Source organism: Candidatus Uabimicrobium amorphum (assembly GCF_009002475.1).
Classification (GTDB): Bacteria; Planctomycetota; Uabimicrobiia; order Uabimicrobiales; family Uabimicrobiaceae; genus Uabimicrobium; species Uabimicrobium amorphum.
Genome location: NZ_AP019860.1, coordinates 8,329,773 through 8,354,533, shown reverse-complemented (window position 1 = coordinate 8,354,533; position 24,761 = coordinate 8,329,773). Strand labels below are relative to the sequence as shown.

Genomic DNA, 24,761 nt, shown 5'->3' with positions numbered 1-24,761 from the left:
AGTGTCATCCTGACTTTAAGAGTGTCATCCTTACTTTTAAGAGTGTCATCCTGACTTTTAAGAGTGTCATCCCTGACTTGATCAGGGATCCAGCGTTTGTAAATTTATTTTACATTGCTGGTTTCCCGCTTATGCGGGAATGACACTTACGCTTTCTAATCGATGTACTCTAGTATGAATTTTTCTTTTGTGCCCAGAAGAATAACGTGTACTTCCTCTTTGAAGTCGTGAATAGAAACATCTTCTACGCGATCTCCATCTAAATAAGAGCCATTGGAAGAAAGATCTTCTATTTTCACTTCTTCATCGAGGAAACTAATGCGCATGTGTTTTCTGGAAACACTGCGAAAATGCGCTTCCTCTGAAACACCCTCATGAACAATTGTTTGTGTATTTTCTCCATCTCTTCCCAGAGTTATATCGCAAGAGCGGCTTCTACCAAGAGTAACAGATTGTCCTAGTTCAATGTAAAATTCTTTTCCTTTTACACTGCCATATATTCCGCGTAATAAAAGTTTTCCTGACATTTTTGTAACTTTCTTTACTCTAACATCCTACGTGGTTATTTGAACATACTTGATATTTGTACCTTAATTTTTTTTGTCGTACTGTAACAATTCCATCTCTTCTCTTACTTCAACTTTTTCAATAGGGCGAATCATTGGATTTTTGGTGATGTATTCTTCTAGATACTTCATCGCTGTTTTATAGTCACCTTCTAGTTTGGCAATATTGGCTAAGTTTCGCGCACCACTTTTCATTTCGGGATAGTCTCTTATCATATCAAAGATACGATTTTTCGCCAAAACGATGTGCTTCTTAAATAAGCCTTGGTATCGCGATTTGGAGTCATCTGTCTTTGCATACTCTTGTGCCTTGCGCATTAAAACAGCTATTTTGTAATCCGTATCTCCGGCAAATCCTTGGGCAATGCGATTGCGCTTGCGGTTGATTTGACGTTGCATTTCCAAAAATTCAATCTGTCGGTCTAGTTTAGTGTGTTCGTCCTCTAACAGACCGATTTCTTCGCGTTTAGATTTTCTTTCTTCCAGGTAAGTGTCTATGGGAATGAGTTCTTCATTGGTAAATTTTATGTACTTATCTAGATAAGTTAAGGCCTTTTCGTAGTTTGGTAAACCTTTTTCTAAAAAAACGTCCACTAAGTTTTCCTGTGGAGATTGACCGGTTTCTTCATAAAGTGCCAGAGATCTCATCGCATCGCTGTAGTAAGGAAGAGCGACCATCGAGTGTACAGAAGCAAGCATGTTGTACAAGTCTTGACCTTGATCGGCATAATCCACAGCTTCTTCATAATGGGTTAAGCTTTTGTTAAACCACAGTTCGGCTTCTTGACGTTTTTTAGATATTGTTTGGTTAATTTCTTGTTGTTTTTCTTGACGTTGTTTAGCATCAACGGAGGAAAGCTCCAGCAATGTCTCGTCCAAGCGTTTACCTATGTTCATTCCCCTTTTAAAATAAACAGCAGCGAGACCTTGATGTGTCCATACATCTGCATTGTCCATTTCGTGGGCTTTTGTAAACCATTTTTCGGCTTCGTCATTTTTGTTTAGGTAAAAAAGAGTCCAGGCTTTCGATACAATTGCGCGTTTACTGTTTTGGTCGATTTCAAGAGCAAGTTCAATTTGCTGTAGAGCGTTTAAGTATTTTTTTCCGCGGTAATATGTTTGAGCACGTTCTAAGTATTCGTTTCTTTTGGCCACTTCTTCTGTGGTAAGAGCACACCCAATAATAAAAATACAACATATAATCATGATTTTTTGCATCTCAAGCTCCTGACTACATTGGAACGAAAATATTCCTTGAAATTCTTGTTGTGTTTTACGGTGAAAGTTATTGTTGTTTTTGAATTTGTCGGATATTTATCAAGGCTAGCTGGCGTATAAACGGTATATCTCTCATCTGTTTACCACTGAGCAAACAAGAATTTAGTGCTAGACAAGTTTGTATTTGTTTTTGGTATTTTTCGGACGAAATTGTATGCATGATATCTGCTGTTAGCAAAAGTCTTTGCGCAATTTCATTTCGTCTTTGTTCCCAAAACTCGCTAATAAAGTTTTGTAGAACAGCATAGTCTACATTTTTTTGTTCTGCAATGTTGTTGGTTACGTATTCCCGGCAATCTTGAAAATTCATCCACCACTGATCAAAAGGAAATTCTTTTACTAGATAACTTGAATTCTGAATCAAGCGATAGTGGTCTTCTGTTGTTTCTAAATCTACGATATACTCTTGTGGAATAAGATCTTCCCCGGGAAAAATATCGCGTAGTAGGAAAGCGGGTGTTACATGTTGCCCCTTATTTTTCCACAAAGCCCCACGTAGTATTTTTTTTGCTTTGTCTAGGGGAATTTCGCGAATGTCAGCGCTATTTTTCCAATCATTGATCATTGCTTCTTGTTTATACCGTGAAAGGTTCTCTAGAGAAAGAAAACTTTGCAGGCCTTTCTCTTGGTTGATCATAAAGGTTGAAATGCAATATTTATCATTTTCTTCACTACAACAAACGATCATTTGATTACCATAGCTATCCAACCACGAGATAAAGCAATCACTTACTGCTTGTGAACAATCTGGTTTTTGTTCTTCCAGGTGGGAACGATGTTTTTCGCGGTGAATGGCTAAATTGTTTAGTATTTTTAACGCGTAATCCGAAGTCTGCTTTTTCAATGCGTTTATCGCCAAAAGAGCAATGTCTTCGCTCGCCGATTCGGCTAAGTAACCAAGAAGCCATATACTTTTCTTTTTGTATATGTAGCATAGGTTGAGTATCAAATTTTCACAAAAAACACGGTCGTTTAATTTGGGTTGTAGTTGACAGGTGACCTCTTCAAGATTTTCGCCATGATCATCTATATTATTCACTAAACTACGTACGGCATAGTTGACTAGTTTAATTTTGTGTGGATATATACTGGCAAAATTATTAAATTCAAAATTTGGATGCTCTTGTAAAACCAGAACCAAACGGTTGCGTTTGTAGTCGTTTAATTCTGACTCTAGAAGATATTTTTGGATGGATTCTTTTGAGACATCACTTTTACATTGTGCCAACAGGTAAGAAATGATGTTTAATTCCCAAAAGTCTGAGGTCTCTGAAAATTTTTGTAGTCCGTGCTCTACTATACTCTCTTCTGGTGTTTTCTCAAAAAATACGTCCAAAATTTTTTGGACATTTTCGCTGACTCTTTTTTGAGAAATTTGGAATAGTATTTTATCTATTAAATTATTTAAATCAGTTGCCATTGTCATGACATTATTTAAGGACTTCCTATGTTGAATGTTGCTCGGATATTTTCTACTTCGATTACATCAGAATGCTTTAATTTGTGATCATCTACTTCCTGGCCATTAATCTTAGGAGGTTTTTTATTTCCTAAATGAATTATGCGGAAACCACTGTCTTCACGTAAAAGCACAACATGGCGCTTATTGATAAACCAACCTTCTAAAGGAAATTCACAATCGCTATTTGTTCCAAAAAAAGTTGCTGTTTTTGTAATTGGAAACTGTTTGCGAAATCCAGTATCGGTAGTTATTGTAAGATATGCTGCCAGGTTAGCTTTCTTCTTAATTTGCATTAAAGCTAATTCTTTTGCATCCATGGACATCGTCATTCCTTGAATGTCGCGTCCTTGTTGCCCTCCACCTTGAATCACTTCTGTGTTCGGTGAACTATCCAGCCATTCGTCTTCGGTATCCTCTTCCCCTTTTAAGAATGTTATAGAATGTTTTCCTAGGAAAAATTCGTCACTGTGATTTAGATTGTACTTCGCAATTTTTTCACCGCGAACAAAGGTACCATTGTTACTTTTTAAGTCGCGTAAAGTGTAAAAATCACCAGTTCTCTCTATTTGCACATGTACTCTAGAAACACCTAAGTTATCAACAACAACATCACAATCTGGTGCACGCCCAATAGTAACTTGATCCTTGTCAAACTCCAAAGTTTCTACTAGTTTTCCAGAAAAGCGAACAGCAAGTTTAAAGGAGGCCATATTCACGCCTTTCCACAAGTAACAAAAATTTTGTAGCAAAATTTACATGTATGACCACATTACACTAAATTTTATACAAATCAAAGAAATTAAATGTTTACTTCTGAATGAATCATTGAAAATTATCTGAATGAATCATTAGAAAATTATATTGTGTTGCGTTATCAATGGCAAGGAATTTTTAGCAAAAATATGCATATATTTGTTCTGAGATACGACTTCCAATAACAGAAAGTATAATACGGTCTCGTACCCATACCGTTCCCGTTCCCGAAAGTTATTTGCGTAAATGAATAAATCGAAAGCGCTGGTTTAGGAAAAAATATATATAAATTATTTAAATAATTGTGAGGGCTTTTTTTCCATATTCAGATATTGTTTTTCCATAAACAATATGTTATCATTTTAAATGATAGAAACGTACAGTTTTCTATACAACGCATTGTAGGAAAAAAGATAAAAACAAATCGTTAAAGAGAATGTTGTTGCTACTACACAATATTTGCTACATTTTATTGACCAAAGATTTTATAAATCTGTGATTGGGAAATAGATAAAAGAGTTCTTAGGCATTCTACAATTTGTTTTTACCTTCGACCATGATAAATGAAAACGATGGGATGGAGGTTTACAAATGATATTAAAAATAACAAATAATAAAAAAGCAAATGCTCTTATCACTGTTCTCGCAGTACTATTTGTCATTTCAACAATGGCAGTTAGTTTTGCAAGAATAGCAGGAAACGAGCGCGCTGCTTCTGTCAACTTTACGGAAGCTTTTAAAGCTCAGATGTTGAGTGAAGCAGGGATCAACTTCGCCGTTGCGAAACTGCGACGCGATTTTGAGCGCGAATTCTTTTCCCTTCCCCAAGGTTTTGGGAAGCAAGGAACAGAACCTGTCGGTGAAAGACGCTGGACATATACGGCATTAAAGCCACTTGCTTCCACAGCAGAAGCTCCCGATGATGACAGCGGAGCGGGCATTCCCATGGAAGATATGCAAAATGTGGCGGCCGGAAATAATGTTTTTGGTAACAACGAAAATCGCGTTTTTGCCGATTTAGACAATCCACAAATGATGACTCCGCACTTTTCGTACGCGTCGCTAGATCAGGACTCCAATTTACCAAAAACGATACTAAATCGCTTGACTGTTTCTCATACGGAAAAGACACTACCAAGTGGTGTTATTCCCTCATATTCACTGAAGATTTTTAGTTTAGACGCGCAGTTGGACTTGAACACCCAAACTCCAGATCCTAAAAATCCACCTGTTGGTGATCCCCAAGTGGTTACTGACTTACATATGGTGAAAATGTTGGAAAATTTGAGTAAAGCCATTGCTCTGCGAGAGCCATACTTTAGCAAATTTGTCGCAGGCGCCGGGGCTCCGGACGCAGCAGGAAACGGTCCACTCTTCTCTACGGAAAGAGATGAATTTATTGCAGAGGATATCCTCATACTGCGTGGACAGCTTCCTAGCCAACAGTACAAGACGAAATACCAAATTTTAAATATCCCTGGTATTGACAACGAGCGTGTACCATACCTATGGGACTTTATTTGCGCGAATCCCGAACCTGAAGGTGTCGTTTCACGGCCGGCGGAAGCAAATGTCGTTGAGCCCGCGGACGGTGAGCCTGAGTTAGAACAATATCGTCAAGATTTTCGTTCACCCGTGAATGTTAACGTCGCACCATGGCCTGTTTTGGTGTCTGTGTTTGCTGGTTTAGAATGTGTTCACCATGAGAATGGAGATACTGTAAGAATTAGCTTTGATGAAGCAAAAGCTCTTGCTTCGCGCATTTGTAACGTACGCCGCGAACAACTGTTTGAAGATGGTGACAGCGAAACAGAGATAGAAGATGCGTTGGACAGTTACCCGCTCACAACTTGGGAAAAGTTCAAGCGTTTTCTTCTGAAGAATGATGCCAGTGACGATCGCGGGGCTTTTGATGTTTTCGATGGAGACAACGAGTTAAAAATTCGTAAAGCCTTGCTTGTCTATGCAATGGGGGACCCGAATGTTCACCTGCGTAGAACAAACCCAGATAGAATACTCTACCAAGAAATCAATAAAACGGATATTACCCATCCAACGACGGAATTGACATTCCAAGTTCATGGACTTTTTGAAATTACTTCTCTTGGTCAACTTATCGATATCCAAGGGAACATCGTTCAGTCGCACAAGCGCCAAACCGTGTGTCGTATTTTCTCTCTACAAACAAAAAACACACAGGGGGATCTAAACGAAGAGCAATTGATCGCTTCGCTACCAAATATCCCTGTGGGGAAATTTAGCCAAGTCAATGGTTATTCTTCGGGAAACAATCTCAATGCCATCGATGCTCTTGACGATTCGGCAATGGATGATATTGCGAGTCAAGAATTTGGTCACGTTTCACCAGTGACTTTTGATCTAAACTATTTGGACCTAGACGGAACTATTTCCACATTTTCCAAAGATAATAATGATGGTGGAAACGTTTTGTTTCGCTGTAATTTTAACGGAGCTTCCCCCATAGATATCGCAACGGCGGCTGATGGGGAAATTGTTGTGAGTTTAAACGCCGACCACGCCGCGGGAGATCATAACCAAAAAGATCCAACAACTCTTGCGGACCCTGAGAATGCAGGTTCTGATTTACTGGCAGAAAAAAATGCCAAAACTCTTTTTCCTGAGGCAATCAACAGTGGCGATGTTGCCGAAATTGGCGATTTGGCCTCCGATGGGGTTATTTTTCACGAAAACCCTGACAATACCGCCGACGGTCTTCCTCTGGAAGATGAAACGCTGTGTTATCTAACAGAGGAAAACATGCCATTGCCGCCAACAGTAGAAGAGAGTGCTACTTCGACAAAAAGAGAAGGGACCGTTGGTTTTTGGTTTAAATTAAATAAAAACAAGAGCTGGAGTAAGTATCGTACGGTATTTTTTGCGACAACACCTTACCGCAACGACGCAGATGGACTAGCACTGGTTCCAGAAGTAGATGAAGAAGGCAACCCTATATTAGATGGAGATGGTAATCCCACGTTGGTAGAAGCAACTGTTCCCCTAGATGGTTTAAAAGGTGTGCAGATGGAAATCCAAATGAAATATAATAAAAATGAGGCCGATCCGTCTTTGTCACAAATGACCATTCAAGCGCGCAGAAAATTTTACGATTTAAAACCAAGTGTCAAAAGAAATGACGGTAGCAATACATTAGAAAATGACCAACCTGGACCAAATCCCGACGATCCAACGGGACCGAATATCGCAGATGGTATTTACGACACCGACAATCTTCCGGAGTTTATTGGCACAAGTGGAAGACTCACTTTTGATAACGTACAAGAACACCAGTGGTATCACGTTGTCGTTGACTGGGAAGATTCCACAAACATCCGTAGTATAGGCCTCTTTGGTTCTAATACACAGGTTGTTGCTGATTCTGATGGCTTGTTTGAAGTCGAATATCCCAGTAGACTCAATCAAGGAGACATCGATTTTGACGTCGAAAACCCTGTGGGAGATTTGGCGAATATTGCCAAAACAGCTGTTGCGGCGAATATATTTGTCGAAGATGTGGATACTGGTATAACATCGTTAAACGCTGATCTGTTAAAAGATCTACGACCAATCGAAAAAACCGAAGTTTTACAACGTGCCAATGCGCGCATGTTTTTTGGTAGTGTCTTGCGTTCGGTCTCTATGGATACCGTAGACGCGAGCGGTAGAAAAGTAACAGAAACAGATATTTATTCTAGCTCGATGACTCTTGACGATATTCGTATTGCTGAAGGTTTGTTTAGTAACCAAACGGTGGCTGTGACCAGAATAGCGCCAACAGGTTTCGAAAACAACAACAACAGTGTGATTGGTTTGTTTACCGGACGTTTCTCGCAAATTGATGAGAATCGCACACGACTAGGACGTTTCAAATTTACCATTCGTACACCGGCGACTGCCATAGATCCTTCCGGATTTGTGGAAGACCAAGACTCTTTCAATCTGAACGATGGAACGGTAGGAGCGGAAGAGTTGGGAGAGGATGTCAATTCTGTTTCCGAGTACATTACGCGTTATAATCCTGGCAAAAAGCGTAGGGCGATGCGTGTCAATGGCAACAGAGGTGTTGATGGTGATGCCATTGAAGTTTTAGAGGATATGATTCTTGGCGATGACGGAGGAAGTTCATTTTTTGGTTCCGAAATTAGTACCAATGAATTCAAGTCACTCTTCTTAAACGATCTCAAGCAAAAATGGCGCGAAATCATTACAGACCTCAATATGCACCAATTTACTACCATAAGAATTTTAGGTATTCCTGTTGGTCGTCGTTATGACAACATGAACAGTCCGTTTAAACTCACGGGAAATGATTTTGATCACCTCCAAGATATCGACGATCTTAATCTTTTAGGACGAGATGCGGGCGAGAGATTGGAACATTTTCTGCAGGTACACCCTCAATTCGCGGAACGTTTTGACGAAGCTATTGCAGAAGTGAAAGCAGAAGTTCTCATCGAGTTAGGTGGCGGCGAGCCTGAGCCTGATCCCGAGCCTGATCCTGTATTAGACAACAATACAGGCAATGCCGGAGGACAAGAACTTAATATTATTGTTGAACAAGATGGTTTGCCACTAAATGGTGCCGCGAATGTGGCCTTAAAAGTGGACGTAGAACTGGATGAACTCAACGAGCCAGCACGAGCGGCGCGTCTCATCCAAGAAGCGGTAGAGGACGCAGGCATTGAGGAAGCTCCCTCCGCGGGTGGCCAACCTGTGGGTTTAGAATCATCTGCTGCACAAGCGATCCCTAGTTTTTCTTTCGACGATAGTGCTGCGCTTGGTACGGAAGAAGAAATCATTGTGACACCACAAGGAGCGGAGTTCAATTATAATATTCTGTTTGAACAAGCACCAGGCAATGATCTTGACGGCGATGGAAATCCTGACGAGGTCAACTTGGCATTTGAGGCTCCTGTTGTCGATGATGTTACCCTAAGTTATCAAACGAAGTTGCTATTTTTCTATAACATAGAACTATTTGATTAAACACTTTCGGTATGAGTAACAATAAGCAGACGTGGTGCGATAAGCACTCGTCTGCTTTTTTTGTGGATATAACTGTTGTAAAAAGGACCAGTGGATATGAGCGACGAACATAAACCTATTCCAGAATTAGATTCGATTATTGCAGGCAGTGAACAAGAATTTAAAAAGAAACACCACATTGCCGGGAAAACCGAAGATTGGTTGGGGAAAAACTTTAAACAATACGACGTGGTAAAGAAACTCGGGCAAGGGGCTATGGCCGAGGTTTTTCAAATATACCATCCGGGTTTGAGTAAGCACTTTGCCTTAAAACTTACTGGAAGTAGTTTGGACAAAGTAGGAACGCTGAGTGATCAAGATTCCAAGCGTTTTCTTCGCGAAGCGCGTGTTTCGGCGAAACTAAAGCATCCGAATATTGTCTCGGTGATTGACAATGGAACAAAAGACGGGCGTGAATACCTAGTCATGGATTATGTCGAAGGTATGACTCTTGACGATTACATCGCCAAGAAAAAACCGTCTTTTAACGCATGCCTGAAAATTATTGCCAAAATTGCCGACGCCCTGAGTCATGCCCACAAACAGGCGATTATCCATCGCGATTTGAAGCCAGGAAACGTGATGATGGAAGGTGACGAGCCGATGCTGATGGACTTTGGTCTTGCCAAACCCGTCGATGTCGACACAAGCTTTACTCAGATGGGGACCGTTTTGGGAACGCCCAGTTACATGGCTCCCGAGCAAGCGCAAGGGCGTATTGATGAAATTGATGCCCGCAGCGACGTCTATGGGCTTGGTGCTATTCTTTACTATATGTTGACGGGAAAAGCGCCTTTTGAGCGCAAAGTGGTGATGGCAACACTGATGGCCGTTGTACGTGAAGACGTCGTTCCACCTTCGGGACACAATGCCGACGTTCCTGATGAAGTAGAAGCTCTTTGTCTAAAAGCGCTACAAAAAAATCCGCAGAATCGCTTTCAAAGCACCGATGAAATGGCAATGCATATTCACGCGTATTTGAATCCGCAAGGTGCGCAAGCGGCGGCGGTGAATCGCGCGACCATGGTTCAAAAAACGGGTGATACCGTCATTGGTAAGGAACAATCAGCTACGGTGGCACCGGGCAAGCGTGTAAAAGACAGCGGGGCTTTGGCAAAGTATGTGGTGAAAAAAGAATTGGCCAAAGGGGGAATGGGAGTCGTTTATGTCGCGGAAGACCCCAAATTACAGAGAACTGTCGCGATAAAAATTTTACATTCACGCCAACATGCTACGGACAAAGAAAATGCGCGTTTTATTAAAGAAGCGCGTATGGCCGCTAAACTTTCACACGGACGCATTGTGACGGTGTACGAGGTCGGCGAGTGCGAAGAAGGCTACTTCATCGCCATGGAGTACTTTCAAGCCAAAGATCTTGAGCAACTCATCAAAGCGCGCGAAAAGTTTTTCCAACAGGATATTAAATACAGTTGTGGGGTGGCGATCAAGATTCTGGAAGGGATGCAGCACGCTCACGAGAATAACGTACTGCACCGCGACTTGAAACCTGCCAATATTTTGGTACGCGACAAAGATTTAAAAATTACCGACTTTGGATTGGCGACCGATACCAACGCCACGGCAAGCGGGAAGAAGATCTTTATGGGAACACCCATGTACTGTTCGCCAGAACAGATGAAGTGTTTGCCACTTGACCCACGTGCAGATTTATATTCTATCGGAATCATTTTGTACGAAATGTTGACGGGTACAGTACCTTTTACCGGGAAGTCGTTTGATCAGCTTGCGGCAAAAATTAGCAAGCGTCCACCGAAACCACCGACAAAAATCAATAGTAAGATACCGCGCGATTTAGAAAATATTATTTTGACAGCGCTGAGTAAGAATAAAGAAGATCGTTATGCGGACGCCAACGATTTTAAGTTAGATTTACAACGCTTCTTACTCGGTAAGCCCATTTACGCAAAACCTCCGTCGGCGCTGGCGCAAATTTCGCGAACCTTGCAGTCGAGTAAAATGGGAATTATTGCTGCGGTGGCGATTATTGCTATTTTTTGGATGGTGAGTAGTTTTATGGCGAGCAGTGCCGCGACAAAACAACGCCAAGATGAGTTAGATGGTAAAATAGACCAAGTGAATAAATGGCTAGAAGAGGCGAACGAATACAAGCAAAAAGGGAACTTTTTTGAGGCGATTAAGCTAGCGCAAAACGCAAAAAAGGTGATCTCTTCTGAAGAATTTCAAGTACTTGCCGATGAATTTGTTCCTTTCATTCCTGAGGTCGATGAGTTTTTAGAGCCAACGGTTTCTTTACGTGATATTCGTTTGAAAAGAGCCCTGAAAGACCTAAAAAAGCTGCGTACGGAAAATCGCTGGGCGAAAATTCGCAAGGAAGTGATGAAAGTAAAACTTTTAGATGCTGAAAATTCTTATGTAAAAGAGTTGGAGACTTTCCTCAATAGTGACCATCTTGAACTTGTTCTTTCCGTAACCCCTAGAGACGCAGAGTATCGCGTGTACGGAATTAGCGACAGCAAGATCATTCTTTTTGATAAGGTACTGCACAGTGGTAAGGTCGATTCTCCTATTGATTTGACACAGGACAAGTGGTACATGTTGGAAGTGGTAAAAGAAAACTATTTTACTGTGCGTAAATTTTTGTTTGCTGGACGCGAATCGAAAAGTGTGTATGTGTCGATAAATATGGTGTCGCAGGGAGATTATCCGAATTATCGCAATATGACATACATTCCTTCTGCAAAGGTAGCGCTTGGACCAAAGCGGCCGTTGCCACGCCGCAAAAAGGTACGTTTTCCTCTTGGGACGTCTTCGCGACAAATCAATCATTTTTTGATAGATCGCTACGAAGTGAGTAATAAAGAGTATCGACAATATCTCGTCGAAACCGGAAAAGTAAAACAACCATCTTATATTCCCAAAACTTGGAAGAAGGGAAAAATTCCTCGTAAACGTGAAAATCATCCTGTTGTGGGAATCAGTTGGGCGCATGCACTTGAATATGCCGAACACTATGGAAAAGACTTACCGACATCCGCACAAATGGAGTTAGCGGCTCTTGGTACCGATGGTAGACGTTATCCATGGGGAGATCTTTCGGCGGTTACCGATAATGGAAAACTTTCTTATAAAAAAGAATTTATTTACTTGACTCAACCGAGAGTTTATACAACAGTTGCAGTAGACACCGTGAATAAAGATGTCAGTCCTTTTGGTATCCACCATTTGGGAGGCAATGTGCGCGAGTGGACAAAAACCGATGGAAAAATAAGAATAAAAGGTCGCGGTGTTGTGGAATTTTACGTAACCCGTGGCGCACATTTTCAAAAAAATTGTTTTGAAACAGATCAGTATCCACTGTGGGCTTATAAAGGAAAAGATTACAGTCCATACGTTGGTTTTCGTTGCGTGAAAAATCTCGCAGGAGGAAAATAACAATGAGGTATGTATTGTTTACGCTTATATGTAATGTGTGCCTGTTTTCGCAGGCACTAATGAATTTTTCTCAAGAAAAAGTCCAGCAAACAAATTACTGGGTGGTAAAAGGAAAAATTGATTTGCCTGAGCGTAATATGGTCAATGTGACGATGCATTTAGACAATCATTTAGTTCCCGATAGTAAAAAAATGTTGTACGTAAACAAAGGACGTTTTATCTATAAATTTGCCGTGAAAAAGCGTGCATTACCTGGGAATTACGAAATTAAGTTGATTTATAAAAAAAATAAGAAACGCCAAACGCAAATTCAGAAAGAATATATTGGCAGTCCTGGTTCCGAAGCGATGTACCGCAAGGAATACAATTTGTTTTTTCGTAACTTTATCGAAGAAATCACCGCCTTTCATGATTATGTAAAAGAGCAAACGGCCAGTTATTTAGAGGAAAGCCCGGTTGTCAGTCAAAAGAAAATTGATGAGCTTACAAATTGGGGCAAGGATTTAGAAAAAAAACTCAACGAATTGCAAAAGAATTTAGCAAAGTATTCTGAGCGCCGCGTTCTCATTCCTTATTCCTATGAAAGTATCAAAAAGGCGAAATTTGTTCTCGTTTACAGCAAAAGTTTGTTAAGTAGCTCAGAACAAAGCGTTTTATCGCACTTTAAGTTGAGCAAAAAGCGCGATAAAATACTTGGGGAGCGACGTGAAAAAATATATGTTGGTAATATTGAAAATCTAATAAAAGAGATCAAAAAGAATGAGCAATTCGCGGAATATCTCAATGATAACAGTGTACGTAGTGATCTTCGGTGGGTGAGTTCTGTGTACAGTAACTTCTCACAAGTCTATGTCAAGTCCCAGCAAAAGTTTGGTAAAAAATTCTGGGAAGGAAGAAGAGATGATTTCGCAGCACAGATGAAAAATTTTGCGCAACGTGTAAAAGATTATGAAGAGTCTACTTTTATCGAAAAGCATCCTAAGATACTCAAAAATTTGCAACAACTTTTGAGTTTACTTCGCGAAGTAAGTGACGCTTACACACGTGATTTATATGATAAAGCGCAGATTAGTTTACCCCCTGAAGTTACCACAACGAAAGACACTGTCGAAATTCAAAATGCGATTAAAGATACATCGTTTGTCATATTTGATATGCTACAAGGACTGATGTCACAAGAAGAAAAAGAACGGCGCCAACTCTTAAAACAAATGAAAGATACTCTAACGACTATTTCGCGTATGCAGCAAGAGATGCAGAATGAGTACATGATCATTATAGAGAGTCAACAGAACGGAAAATTAGACGAAAAGAGGCTAAATCGCTGGCGTAGTTCATGGCAAGGAAAAATGAAGTCGCTTAGTATCGACATTCAGAAAATTCTTCTTTTACAACGCATCCATAAAGTAAAAGGCGTTCCGCTAAGCTGGTATTTTTTCGTAAAGTATTTTAATACTGTTGACTTTAACTATAAGAAAATTGTCGATAGGAAACAAGATTCACGTACGATTGTGACCATCAATAAAAATCATGCACAAATTCAAAGAATGGTGAATACGATTCGCGTGGCGATTGCAAAGGAAAAGTAATCTCTGATGAAAATATTGACAAACTATATCGATGGTGAATTGTTGCCTACAGATAACCACCTCGACGTATTTAATCCTGCGGAGGGAACGGTGTACGCGAAAGCTCCGCGTTCGGGTGAGCACGAAGTCAATTGTGCTGTAGAGGCGGCCACACGTGCTTTTGTAAAATGGTCACGTCTCTCCGCAAGTGAACGCGGAGAGTATTTATTGCGCATTGCACAAAAAATAGAGGAACATTCCGAGGCTTTAGCAATGGCGGAGACCACGGATAATGGTAAGCCATTGTGGTTGTCCAAAGCCGTGGATATTCCACGAGCCGCGGCAAATTTTCGTTTTTTTGCCACCGCAATACAACATTTTGCCTCGGAGTCACATAGTAGTGAAACGGTTACCAATTATACGCTACGTCGTCCCATTGGCGTTGTGGGGTGTATTTCTCCATGGAATTTACCACTATATTTGTTTACGTGGAAAATTGCACCGGCACTTGCCGCCGGAAATTGCGTTGTGGCGAAACCATCGGAAATTACACCTGTTACGGCCTTCATGCTCAGTGAAATTTGCTGCGAAGTTGGGTTACCCAAGGGCGTTTTAAATATTGTTCACGGTTATGGCGGCGAAGTAGGGGCGTGTATGACAGCCCATCCAAAAATTCCGGTGATTTCTTTCACTGGAGGGACAAAAACCGGGGCGCAAATTGCCCAAACAGCGGCACCACTGTTTAAGAAAATCTCTCTAGAACTCGGTGGAAAAAATCCGAATGTCATCTTTGGGGATTGCAATTTTGAACGGATGATCAATGAAACAGTTCGTTCGTCTTTTGCCAACCAAGGGCAAATTTGCTTGTGTGGTTCGCGTATTTTTGTCGAAGAGTCGATTTATGACAAATTTTTAGAGCATTTTATTGCCAAAACCAGACAGCTTAAAATCGGTGATCCCCTAAAACCTGAGACCAAACAAGGTGCAGTGGTTTCCCATGAACATATGCAGAAAGTACTTTCTTATTTTGATATTGCAAAAGAAGAAGGCGGTAAGATTGTCTGTGGAGGTAAGGCTTTTCAAGGGGAAGGTCGCTGTGAAGGTGGTTGGTTTATAGAACCAACAATTATTACGGACTTAGGGCCACATTGCCGTACAAATCAACAGGAAATTTTTGGACCAGTTGTGACTGTTACGCCATTTACGAGTGATGAGGAAGCTCTAACATGGGCAAACTGTACACCGTATGGTTTATCGGCAACGGTGTGGACAGAAAATTTGACACGCGCCCATCGCTTTGCCCGTGACCTGCAGGCGGGAATTGTGTGGATAAATTGTTGGTTGGTAAGAGATTTACGCACACCTTTTGGTGGTGTCAAGCAATCAGGAGTAGGACGCGAAGGTGGCTGGGAAGCGCTACGCTTTTTTACGCAAACCAAGAATGTCTCTATTTATCAGGGTGAGTAGGTTGGGAGAGAGGTAAAGAGATAGTTGTTAGAGAGTTTTGTTGTTGTGCGATGCCCTCACCATCGAATTAGCAGTTACAGCTGCGCTGAAATCTGCTATTCTCATACCTCTCCCACAGGGAGAGGTGTAATGCTTCTCTTTTGGTAAAAACTAAATTCACTTGAGTTGCGAGCCAAAATAATTTTGTGTCTGACTGAGACCGTATAATATAAAATGAATGGAAGCACATAAGACGTGTTACGCCTCTCCCTGTGGGAGAGGCATGAGAATTAAGGTTTTTAGCGAAGCTAAAACCTTAAATTCGATGGTGAGGGCACCAATCCGAAGAAATAACCTCTAATCTTAAATGAACCCCCAGCTCTCATCTTAACCCAGCCCAAACCCTAAAACAAATTCTTCACAACACGAAAGCTGGAAAAACGATTACCGCGATTTGAGGCAATTCTTCCGCGGTATGCACAACGGCAAAAATCGGCGATGTAGTAATAACTTCCTCCGCGAATCACTCGGGTGGAAGGAAATTCATCGTCAATCCATGCCTCATCCCCTTGGGGAGCTTTTTCATAGTTAGGGTGCCAGGTATCTAAACACCATTCCCAAACATTGCCGAGCATGTCGTGTAAACCATAGGCATTGGGTTTTTTCTCTGCAATATTGTGCGTTTGACCTCCAGAGTTGTCGCCATACCAGCAATAGTCTTGGTCCATTTTGTTGCCCCAGTAGTATTCATGACCACTCCCTCCGCGGGCGGCATATTCCCACTGTGACTCCGAAGGCAACTCTAGATCATTTTTTTTGCAAAATTCCATACAAACATCCCAGCTAACGCTGTCAACGGGCCGTTTGTCTCCTTTGAAGAACGAGGGGTTATCTCCCATTATTTGCTGCCACACTTCTTGTGATATGATGAATTTACTAATGAGAAAAGATCTGATGGTTACGCTACGCATCGGTTTTTCCCAATCGTATCTCTCTCCACCCATGACAAAACTTCCTCCGGGGATGAGGGCGAAGATTAGACCAGTTTTTTCGTGTTCAAATTCGTCAATGGCAAAAGCAATATCTCCACAAGTGTATGTTTCTTGTTGGGTGAATTTGAAACCTTTTTCTGAGATTAGGCCATGTAGGTTTTTTGACTTTCTCTCGTCGGGAGGTAGCATTAGCATTTCAATGTCGTGAGATTTTACATTTTCTGCTTCCCACCACTCGGGGCATTGACGTATGACTAGCCCCCACGCCTTATCTTTTATATCTTCGTTGCACAATTCACTGGAGATAAACAAATTGTATTTTTCAATTTCCAGGGTCAGACGTTTTTGTACATCATCTATTTTTTGATTGGCAATGCGTTCTAATCTTTTGCTGTTTTCTTTGTGGAGTTTGTTTTTAATTTCGCGAAGTTCAAGAAGTTGGCTTTCTACTTTTTCCTTTTCTTTGAATATCTTAATCACATTGTCTACTTCTTCTTGAGCGCGGTTGCCACCGACATCATCTATATGTGATTTGATTCTCGCCAACTCTGTTTGTTCGATATCACCTATTTTCTTTTCAATGTCACCAATTTCTTGCATGGTGTTGTTGATTTGTTGTGAAGTAACTAAATCTTTGTAGCTGTCAACACTTAGAAAGAAAAAATATTCTCCATTTTGATTTTGAGCAAATGTATAAAAATAAGGATATGGCTTATCTTTGTCCGCCAAAAGTGTACAAACGTTTAGATGTAGAGTGGAGGCAATAAGTTTGGATTGTTTGTTGTCAACAAGAGCTTCTAGCACCGCGTCGGTAAACGCACTGTGATTGTTAAATTCTGCGCTGGGGGTTTTCCCTGAATAGATCACTTGGCGAGACTGTTCTACATACCACTTGGTCAACATGTCGTCGTCAATATTTCTTTTCTCTTGTTGCGAAGATAAAAAGTTACCATGAAAAAAGGAGTCACAAATAACTAGCACATGACGTGCACGACAATGGTCAACGTATTTTTTTATTTCGTAATTGCTCACCCACTTACCGAGGCTTTCTTCCGTTGCATCTACAGGGAGCCAATACCCCTCATCGGTCCATTCATCTATAACACCATGTCCAGAGTAAAAAATGATAAGAGAGTCTTGCTCTTTTAGGCCTGTAGAAAATTCACGTAGGTAATAAAGAATGTTATCCCTAGTTGCTTCGTCATCACATAGCGATAGGATGTTTTCCTCCGCAAAATTATATTTGGATATTAAAATTTGCGTGATATCTTGTGCACTTTGTAAAGGAGCGGTTAGCTGTTGCACATTTTTATAGTTGTTGATTGCAATGACAAATAAATAACATTGCCCGAGCATTTCGTTTTTGGCCGTCACAATATTCTCTCTGTATCTGAAAAAAATAATAGAATTTTGTAAGGTATTTTTGTTTGAAGCTACTAACTAATCGATCATTAATTTAAGATAGTATATTCTATACTTAAATATTGTTTATAATCATATTATTATAACATATAAACCCGTATACTTTCCAGAGTATATTTAGGAGTAAAAAATGAAAAATGCAATTTTATTTATGGTTGTGATATCTTTGAGCGTTGGAATGATGGCCGATGTATTTGATGCGTGGAACGAGAAATACGATGGGGTTGTTAAAGATCATGTCAAACAAAGTGTGGTCAAAGGAATTCAAGGGAGTTACGTAGATTACAAAGCCTTGCGTGGCGATCGCCGCGTAGATGAACTGCGTCGTGCGTTGGCGTCATTGCCTTCACTATCTTCGCAATCGCGTAACAAACGACTTGCTTGCTGGATGAATTACTATAACTTTTTAACATTGTATATTGTGGCGAAAAATCCAGGTTTAAAAGGTCTACAGGATTTAAATAAACCCGGAAAGAATATTTGGAATCAGGATGCCGGGAAAGTTTCAGGAAAGTCCTATACTCTGGATCACATCGAACACAAGATTATTCGCAGTTATGGAGAACCGCGTATCCATTTCGCATTGGTATGTGCGGCGGTGAGTTGCCCTAATTTGCTGAATGAAGCGTACACCGCGGATAAACTAGAGAAGCAACTGGCAAAACAACTACGCGTATTTGCTCTAAATAAGAAAAAAGGTATTCATTTAGATAAGTACAATAAAACTTTGAAACTGTCGAGTTTATTTGATTGGTTTAAAAGTGACTTTAGCAACGACAGCAAAAAGTGGTTGTACAACAACAAAATAATTCCACGCTATGCCTTGAGTTACAAAGTCAGTTATTTGAACTACGATTGGGACTTAAACGCATTGCCAGGTAAAAACTAAGTACTTGTAAACAAAAGAAAATATACGGACGCTCTTTAATCGTCACCGTAATCGTAATCGTAATCGTCACCGTGACAGTGACCGTCACCGTGACCATGACCATGACCGAAAGAACGTTCGTTCTCTAAAGTCTTTACTACATACAAAATTACTTATACAAACGCGTCTAATTTTTAGATCGGAGATCACATATGTCACTAGCACAAGCATATTCGCGTTACACAAACTGGCTGCATACACGTTGGCCTGCTGGCACGGCAGAAAAATTACCAGAGGTGGGGGAAAGTGGCACGACAAACATTCCCGGCGTATATGTTGTCGGAGATTTAACTGGCGTACCGTTATTGAAGTTTTCCGCAGAAACCGCGACAAAGGCTATTCAACACATCTTACAGGACGCTAGTTTTTCCAAATCAGACAATAACGAAATTGTGGATATTGCGATTATTGGAGGTGGGGTTTCGGGTATTTCTGCTGCCATTGAAGCCGCAAAAGCCAAATTGTCATATGCGGTATTTGAGGCGTCGGAAACATTCTCTACCGTGGCAAACTTTCCCAAGGGTAAGCCGATATACACATACCCTACAGACATGGAACCAAGTGGTGGACTTCATTTTCATGCCGACGTAAAGGAAAAACTTCTAGAGGAGATGGAAGAACAGCGCCAAAAGCATTCTATCGAAGTTACTCGATCGCGTATTGAAAATATCAAGCGTGAAAAGGGCGTTTTCTCTCTTACAAGAAAGCACGAATCCACGGTAAAAGCGCAGCGCGTTATTGTTGCTATTGGACGTAGTGGTAATTTTCGCAAGCTAGGCTGTCGCGGAGAAAATTTAGATCACGTATACAATCGCCTTCACGATCCTAAAGAATTTGGTGGTAAAAACGTCGTGGTTGTCGGTGGAGGTGATTCTGCACTTGAAGCGGCGGTTGCTATTGCGTGCTGCGGTGGGCATGTAACTTTGAGCTATCGCAGTAAAGAGTTTACACGTCCCAAACCAGAAAATATTGATAAAGTACAAAACTTAGTGGAAAACCCCAGTTGTGATGTTTGCGTGGAAAAGCCTAGTTCGGAACGGGTAACCACAAGCGCTAGTTCCCTTATGCGCGGTGACAATCCACCGGGCTCCTTAACCTTAAAAATGGAAACATCTGTAGAAGAAATTACCGAAAACGATGTTACGATAAAAAATGCCGATGGTACAACAGAGACGCTGAAATGCGATGTGGTATTTTCGATGATTGGCCGCGAAGCGCCTTTGGATTTTTTCCGTCGTTCGGGTATCAATATTACCGGTGAGTGGCGTGGTAGCACCAAGGTGAGTTTTGTATTATTTTTTTTATTTTGTACATTTCTATATCACTGGAAGAGTTCTAGTTCGTGGGTGTACAATCTATTTAAGAGTAATAATTTGTTCCCATTTAATGTTCCCGAATTTGTGGGATCACTTTCTTCCTCTCCGTATATGGAAACCATCGCTATTTCTATGAAATCTCCGGGGTTCTACATTACCCTTGCCTACTGCATTGTCGTCACTGTGTTCGGATTTAAAAGAATCCGTCGTCGTAAAACACCTTATGTTAAGGTACAAACGATTACTTTGATTGTCATACAAATACTTCCATTGTTCTTACTTCCTGAAATTATATTGCCGCTCATGGGCACGGCCGGTTATTTTGATGCCGGTTGGTTAAAGTCGATTGCCGATCAATTATTTCCTCTGGTGAACAGTGACGGAGGAGAGCATATACGTGAATATTGGCGCGCGTACGGTTTTATTTTTGCTTGGCCGCTTTTTATATACAATCTTATGACATGGAACACTTTGTGGCTGTGGTTTGCCATTAGTATGATCCAAACATTTGTCTTCATTCCACTAATCGTTTGGAAGTGGGGGAAAGGGGCGTACTGCGGATGGATTTGTTCTTGTGGAGCGCTTGCGGAAACTCTTGGCGATACGCATCGCCATAAAATGCCTCATGGTCCTAAGTGGAATCGTCTGAACATGGTGGGACAAGTTATTTTGTGGATTGCATTTGCCTTGTTGTTACTGCGTTTACTTAGCGAGATACCACCGTTGTGGTTTCTCAAAAATATTTCCATGATGTTAGTCAGTAACAGTTTTAATATCAGTTATTACTATATCGTGGACCTTTTTCTGGCAGGTATAGTGGGAATTGCGATGTATTTTTGGTTTAGTGGTCGTGTTTGGTGTCGCTTCGCTTGTCCACTTGCGGCGTTGATGCACATATATGCACGTTTTTCGAAATTTCGTATTTTTTCCGAAAAATCAAAGTGTATCTCATGCAATGTTTGTACCTCTGTTTGTCACCAAGGTATTGACATTATGAACTTTGCCAATAAAGGCTTGCCAATGGAAGATCCCGAATGTGTGCGCTGCTCTGCATGTGTTCAACAATGTCCCACGGGAACTCTTTCGTTTGGCGAACTTGGAAAAAACGGTGAAATCCTCAAAGGTTGGCTACAAGCTTCGCCTGTGCAAATGAAAGAAAAATAATATTTTTTAGTGCAAAATCACTAAAATTGGGCTACACTATCAAAACTAACCACAACAGTACAATAACCGTACATTGTGGTTATTTTGTTTTATACTGTTCCTAATTTCGTTTCGGATTCTATTCCCCATCCTTGCTTTATTTTTCGCGATGGAGAACGGAGTCGGGATCGGGAATGGGGTGATAGGATAGGTAAACCAACTATATATGGCGCAGTACTATGCTACTAGAATTAAAAATCAAAAATTTAGCGATTATCGAGTCTGTAGAGGCCAACTTTGGAACAGGGTTGAATGTCATTACTGGGGAAACAGGTGCCGGTAAGTCTATTCTACTTGCGGCCCTCAATTTGGTAATAGGTGGACGTAGTGACAAAGAATTGATTCGTTCTGGAGAAGACGAGGCTTCTGTGGAGGCGGTATTCTCCAATACTCAAGATGTGTGTGATTTACTCGATGAATGGGGAATACAGGCCGAAGTGGAAGAGCCGATTATTCTACGTCGAACTTTGCATATTAGTGGACGTTCACGCGCTTTTGTGAATTGTGCGGCAGTACCGACAAATCAAATACGCAAATTGGCCCCCTTGATTCTCGATTTTGGACGCCAACACGAACAAAGTGTATTGATGAACGCCGAACAACATGTACAATTGTTAGATCGGTACGCTAACCAAACGAACGATAAAGTGGCGAAAAAATATCGCGAAGTTGTGGAATTGGAAAAAGAATTTTCGCGTTTAGAAGCTTCAAAAAGTTCGCGTGTAGAGAAAAAAGAATTCTTGATTTTTCAAAAGAATAACATTGAACAGGTTGACTTGCAACCCAACGAAGAAGACGAACTTACCAATGAGTTAAATCGACTTTCCGATATTGACCATTGTCGTGATCTTGCGCGAAATTGCGAAAAAGATTTGTATAAAAGGCCAGACAACATTCACGAACAGTTGGCGCATGTGGTTTCGAACCTAACCGATTTAAGTGTGATTGATGCGTCGGTGGAGCATGTAGTCAAAGACTTAGAGAACGCGTTGATTTCTGTACAGGAAGCGGCAGATAGTTTGCATAGTTATGAAAAAGGACTGCACGCAGATCCGGAACAAATCGAAGACGTTCAAGATCGTTTAGACCAAGTGATCGAGTTGCAAAATCGCTATGGTGGAACTTACGAATCGGTGATAGAGCGCTATAATGAAATAGACAAAGAACTCGCGGAACTTGAGGAAAAAGACAAAAGGCAAGAAGCGCTACATGACATTATCGAGAAAGCAAAAAAGGAACTATGTCAAAGAGCCCTGAAACTGAGCAACTCTAGGCAAAAAGCTGCACAAAAATTGATGCCCCTTATCCAAAAAGAACTACATGATTTGGCGATGGAGAATGCATCTTTTGATATCGATCTACAAAAAGTTAGCCAAGACCCGCACGCTATTGCATATGCCATTGAAGGCAAACTACATTACATTAATAGTAATGGAATGGAAAATGTGTACTTTTTGTTTTCGGCAAATAAAGGTGAAGAACTGCGTTCTTTGGAGAAAGTGGCTTCTGGTGGTGAGATGAGTCGCATTATGCTGGCGATCAAAAGAATCATCGGCGGAGCATTTGCTGTTCCCACGGTTATTTTTGACGAGATAGACTCTGGGATCTCTGGGCAAGCATCGACCTCTGTTGCCCAAAAACTGAGACAAATTGTCGACGATGATCTCCCTCCACAACAGATTATCTGTATTTCACATACCGCACAAGTTGCTGCCGAAGCCGACCATCATTTTTTAGTACAAAAGCAAACCGTCGACGAGCGCACGCATTCGCGAATCGTTAAGATGAACTATAAAGAACGTCTTGACGAGGTGGCGAGAATGTTGGCCGGAGACCAGTCAAAAACACAGGCCCTGGCTCTTGCCGAAAAATTAGTAAAAAAATAGTATATTTCTTGTGCGCATTTTCATATAATAATAGATACTGCGAGTGGTCTACTTTTGAATAAAATCAAAAAATATTTTGTTTCTAACCACAAGTAGGGCATTCTAGTGTTAGAATGTAGATAACTTTCCCTCATTACCCAGAGGAGGTCGGTCAATGAAAAATTTGACTATGAGTATACTTATCGTTTTAATTTGTTCATTTGCTGTTGCAGATGGGCTTCCTTCTTATCTAAAAGTACGCGAACAACAACGCGGCGATGATTTCAACTCTAAAGTATTGTATGCTGGCGAGAGAGTCTCTGTTGTTGTTGATGCTCAATCGATGAGAAGTGCTGATGCAAAAGAAATGAACCGTGATGATTTATACGCCGTTCGTTTTTTGAACACCGATATCATTTTACCAAGACTAAAAGAGTTTGGTACAGTTCTTTTCCTCGATGAACACAAAAATGAGGCAATCATGAGCTTGACCGATGAGCAAAAAATTGACGAACTTGCTGCTCTTTTACACACCAAAGGTGGTTGTATTGGTTGTGGATCTATCATAAAGCTTGGAAAGCCTAGTGAAACTCTAGTGAATCATCGTTTTAATCCAGTTGCGGCTGAGATTATTGACCAGTTGATGACCGCAGAGCCACAACGTAATGTTCAAGAACTAGTTGATTTGGTAAATATTGACAACGTTACCGATTTCATTTCTAAACTATCTGTATATCACAATCGTCACCATAGATCTTCCACAGGACGTCAGTCTGCAGATTACATCTACAATACATTTAAAAGCTATGAAAGAAATGGTATTACCGTATCTCAATTCAAGCATTCTGGAACCCCGCAACCATCAGTAATCGTACGTGCTGAAGGAACTACAAATCCAAATGAAATCGTGATCATTGGTTGTCACATTGATTCACTTGCTGGATGGGGTAGTTCTAATAGAGCCCCTGGAGCTGATGATAACGCTTCTGGTACCGGAACAGTAAAAGAGTTGTTACGTATCATTTCTACCTACAACTACAAATTTAAGCGTACAATTGAATTCCACGGATATGCTGCGGAAGAAGGCGGTCTTGTAGGTTCTAAAGAAGTTGCTTCTCGTTACAGATCTCAAGGCAAAAATGTTGTGGCGATGATCCAAATAGACATGTGTTTGTACTCTACAGCATCAAAGCCAGAGATTTGGTTGATCACAAATAAAACAAGTCCAAGACTTGTTGACCTATGTGCAAAACTAGCTTCTCAATATACCGACGCTATCACAAAGAGAGGTCCTCTGTTCGCTGGTTCTAGTGACCACGCGTCTTGGACAGGTCAAGGATACGAAGCAATTTTCCCGTTTGAAAATCCACAATCTTACAATAAACACATTCACACAGCGAATGATACTATTGCAAAGAGTGGTAACTTCGTTTTTGCTGAAAATATGGCAAAACTAGCTATGGCTTTTATCTCAAGTATAGCTGAACCAGTTAAGTAATTTGTTA

At 40.9% G+C, this 24,761-nt stretch carries 13 protein-coding genes; 8 read left to right on the top strand and 5 right to left on the bottom strand.

What is annotated here, in order from left to right; genetic code table 11:
* Nucleotides 1-155 precede the first annotated feature (155 nt).
* From UABAM_RS29300 to UABAM_RS29285, 4 genes are all read right to left on the bottom strand, one after another.
* Complete coding sequence (locus tag UABAM_RS29300) at nt 156-527, bottom strand: FHA domain-containing protein (RefSeq protein WP_151971541.1); 372 nt, start codon at nt 525-527, stop codon at nt 156-158.
* Nucleotides 528-590: 63 nt separating this feature from the next.
* Nucleotides 591-1,784, bottom strand: a complete 1,194-nt coding sequence (locus UABAM_RS29295; protein ID WP_151971540.1) for a tetratricopeptide repeat protein — start codon at nt 1,782-1,784, stop codon at nt 591-593.
* 67 nt (nt 1,785-1,851) lie between these two features.
* Nucleotides 1,852-3,264, bottom strand: a complete 1,413-nt coding sequence (locus UABAM_RS29290) for a hypothetical protein (RefSeq protein ID WP_151971539.1) — start codon at nt 3,262-3,264, stop codon at nt 1,852-1,854.
* Nucleotides 3,265-3,278: 14 nt separating this feature from the next.
* The gene (locus UABAM_RS29285) at nt 3,279-4,016 is read right to left on the bottom strand and encodes an FHA domain-containing protein (RefSeq protein WP_151971538.1); all 738 of its coding nucleotides are present in this window, start codon (nt 4,014-4,016) and stop codon (nt 3,279-3,281) included.
* Nucleotides 4,017-4,650: 634 nt separating this feature from the next.
* On the opposite strand from UABAM_RS29285, the gene UABAM_RS29280 reads away from it, so the two are divergent.
* The 4 genes from UABAM_RS29280 (at nt 4,651) to UABAM_RS29265 (ending at nt 15,551) form a co-directional block, all read left to right on the top strand.
* A complete protein-coding gene (locus tag UABAM_RS29280) occupies nt 4,651-9,063 on the top strand; it encodes a hypothetical protein (protein WP_151971537.1) in 4,413 nt (1,470 codons plus the stop codon).
* Nucleotides 9,064-9,159: 96 nt separating this feature from the next.
* Entirely contained in the window at nt 9,160-12,516 is a 3,357-nt protein-coding gene (locus tag UABAM_RS29275; RefSeq protein WP_151971536.1) for a bifunctional serine/threonine-protein kinase/formylglycine-generating enzyme family protein, read from the top strand.
* A gap of 2 nt (nt 12,517-12,518) precedes the next feature.
* Nucleotides 12,519-14,105, top strand: coding sequence for a hypothetical protein (locus UABAM_RS29270; protein ID WP_151971535.1), 1,587 nt, complete (start codon nt 12,519-12,521; stop codon nt 14,103-14,105).
* A gap of 6 nt (nt 14,106-14,111) precedes the next feature.
* Nucleotides 14,112-15,551, top strand: coding sequence for an aldehyde dehydrogenase (locus tag UABAM_RS29265; RefSeq protein WP_151971534.1), 1,440 nt, complete (start codon nt 14,112-14,114; stop codon nt 15,549-15,551).
* A 383-nt stretch (nt 15,552-15,934) separates the two neighbouring features.
* Here UABAM_RS29265 and UABAM_RS29260 read toward each other — a convergent pair whose 3' ends face one another.
* Nucleotides 15,935-17,896 carry an SUMF1/EgtB/PvdO family nonheme iron enzyme gene (locus tag UABAM_RS29260; RefSeq protein ID WP_151971533.1) on the bottom strand — a complete coding sequence of 654 codons (1,962 nt, stop codon included), beginning with the start codon at nt 17,894-17,896 and terminating at the stop codon, nt 15,935-15,937.
* Nucleotides 17,897-18,074: 178 nt separating this feature from the next.
* On the opposite strand from UABAM_RS29260, the gene UABAM_RS29255 reads away from it, so the two are divergent.
* From UABAM_RS29255 to UABAM_RS29240, 4 genes are all read left to right on the top strand, one after another.
* Complete coding sequence (locus UABAM_RS29255; protein WP_151971532.1) at nt 18,075-18,833, top strand: DUF547 domain-containing protein; 759 nt, start codon at nt 18,075-18,077, stop codon at nt 18,831-18,833.
* A gap of 191 nt (nt 18,834-19,024) precedes the next feature.
* Complete coding sequence (locus UABAM_RS29250) at nt 19,025-21,352, top strand: FAD-dependent oxidoreductase (RefSeq protein ID WP_151971531.1); 2,328 nt, start codon at nt 19,025-19,027, stop codon at nt 21,350-21,352.
* Nucleotides 21,353-21,570: 218 nt separating this feature from the next.
* Nucleotides 21,571-23,277, top strand: coding sequence for a DNA repair protein RecN (gene recN, locus UABAM_RS29245; protein ID WP_151971530.1), 1,707 nt, complete (start codon nt 21,571-21,573; stop codon nt 23,275-23,277).
* A 154-nt stretch (nt 23,278-23,431) separates the two neighbouring features.
* The gene (locus UABAM_RS29240; RefSeq protein ID WP_151971529.1) at nt 23,432-24,754 is read left to right on the top strand and encodes a M28 family peptidase; all 1,323 of its coding nucleotides are present in this window, start codon (nt 23,432-23,434) and stop codon (nt 24,752-24,754) included.
* Nucleotides 24,755-24,761 lie beyond the last annotated feature (7 nt).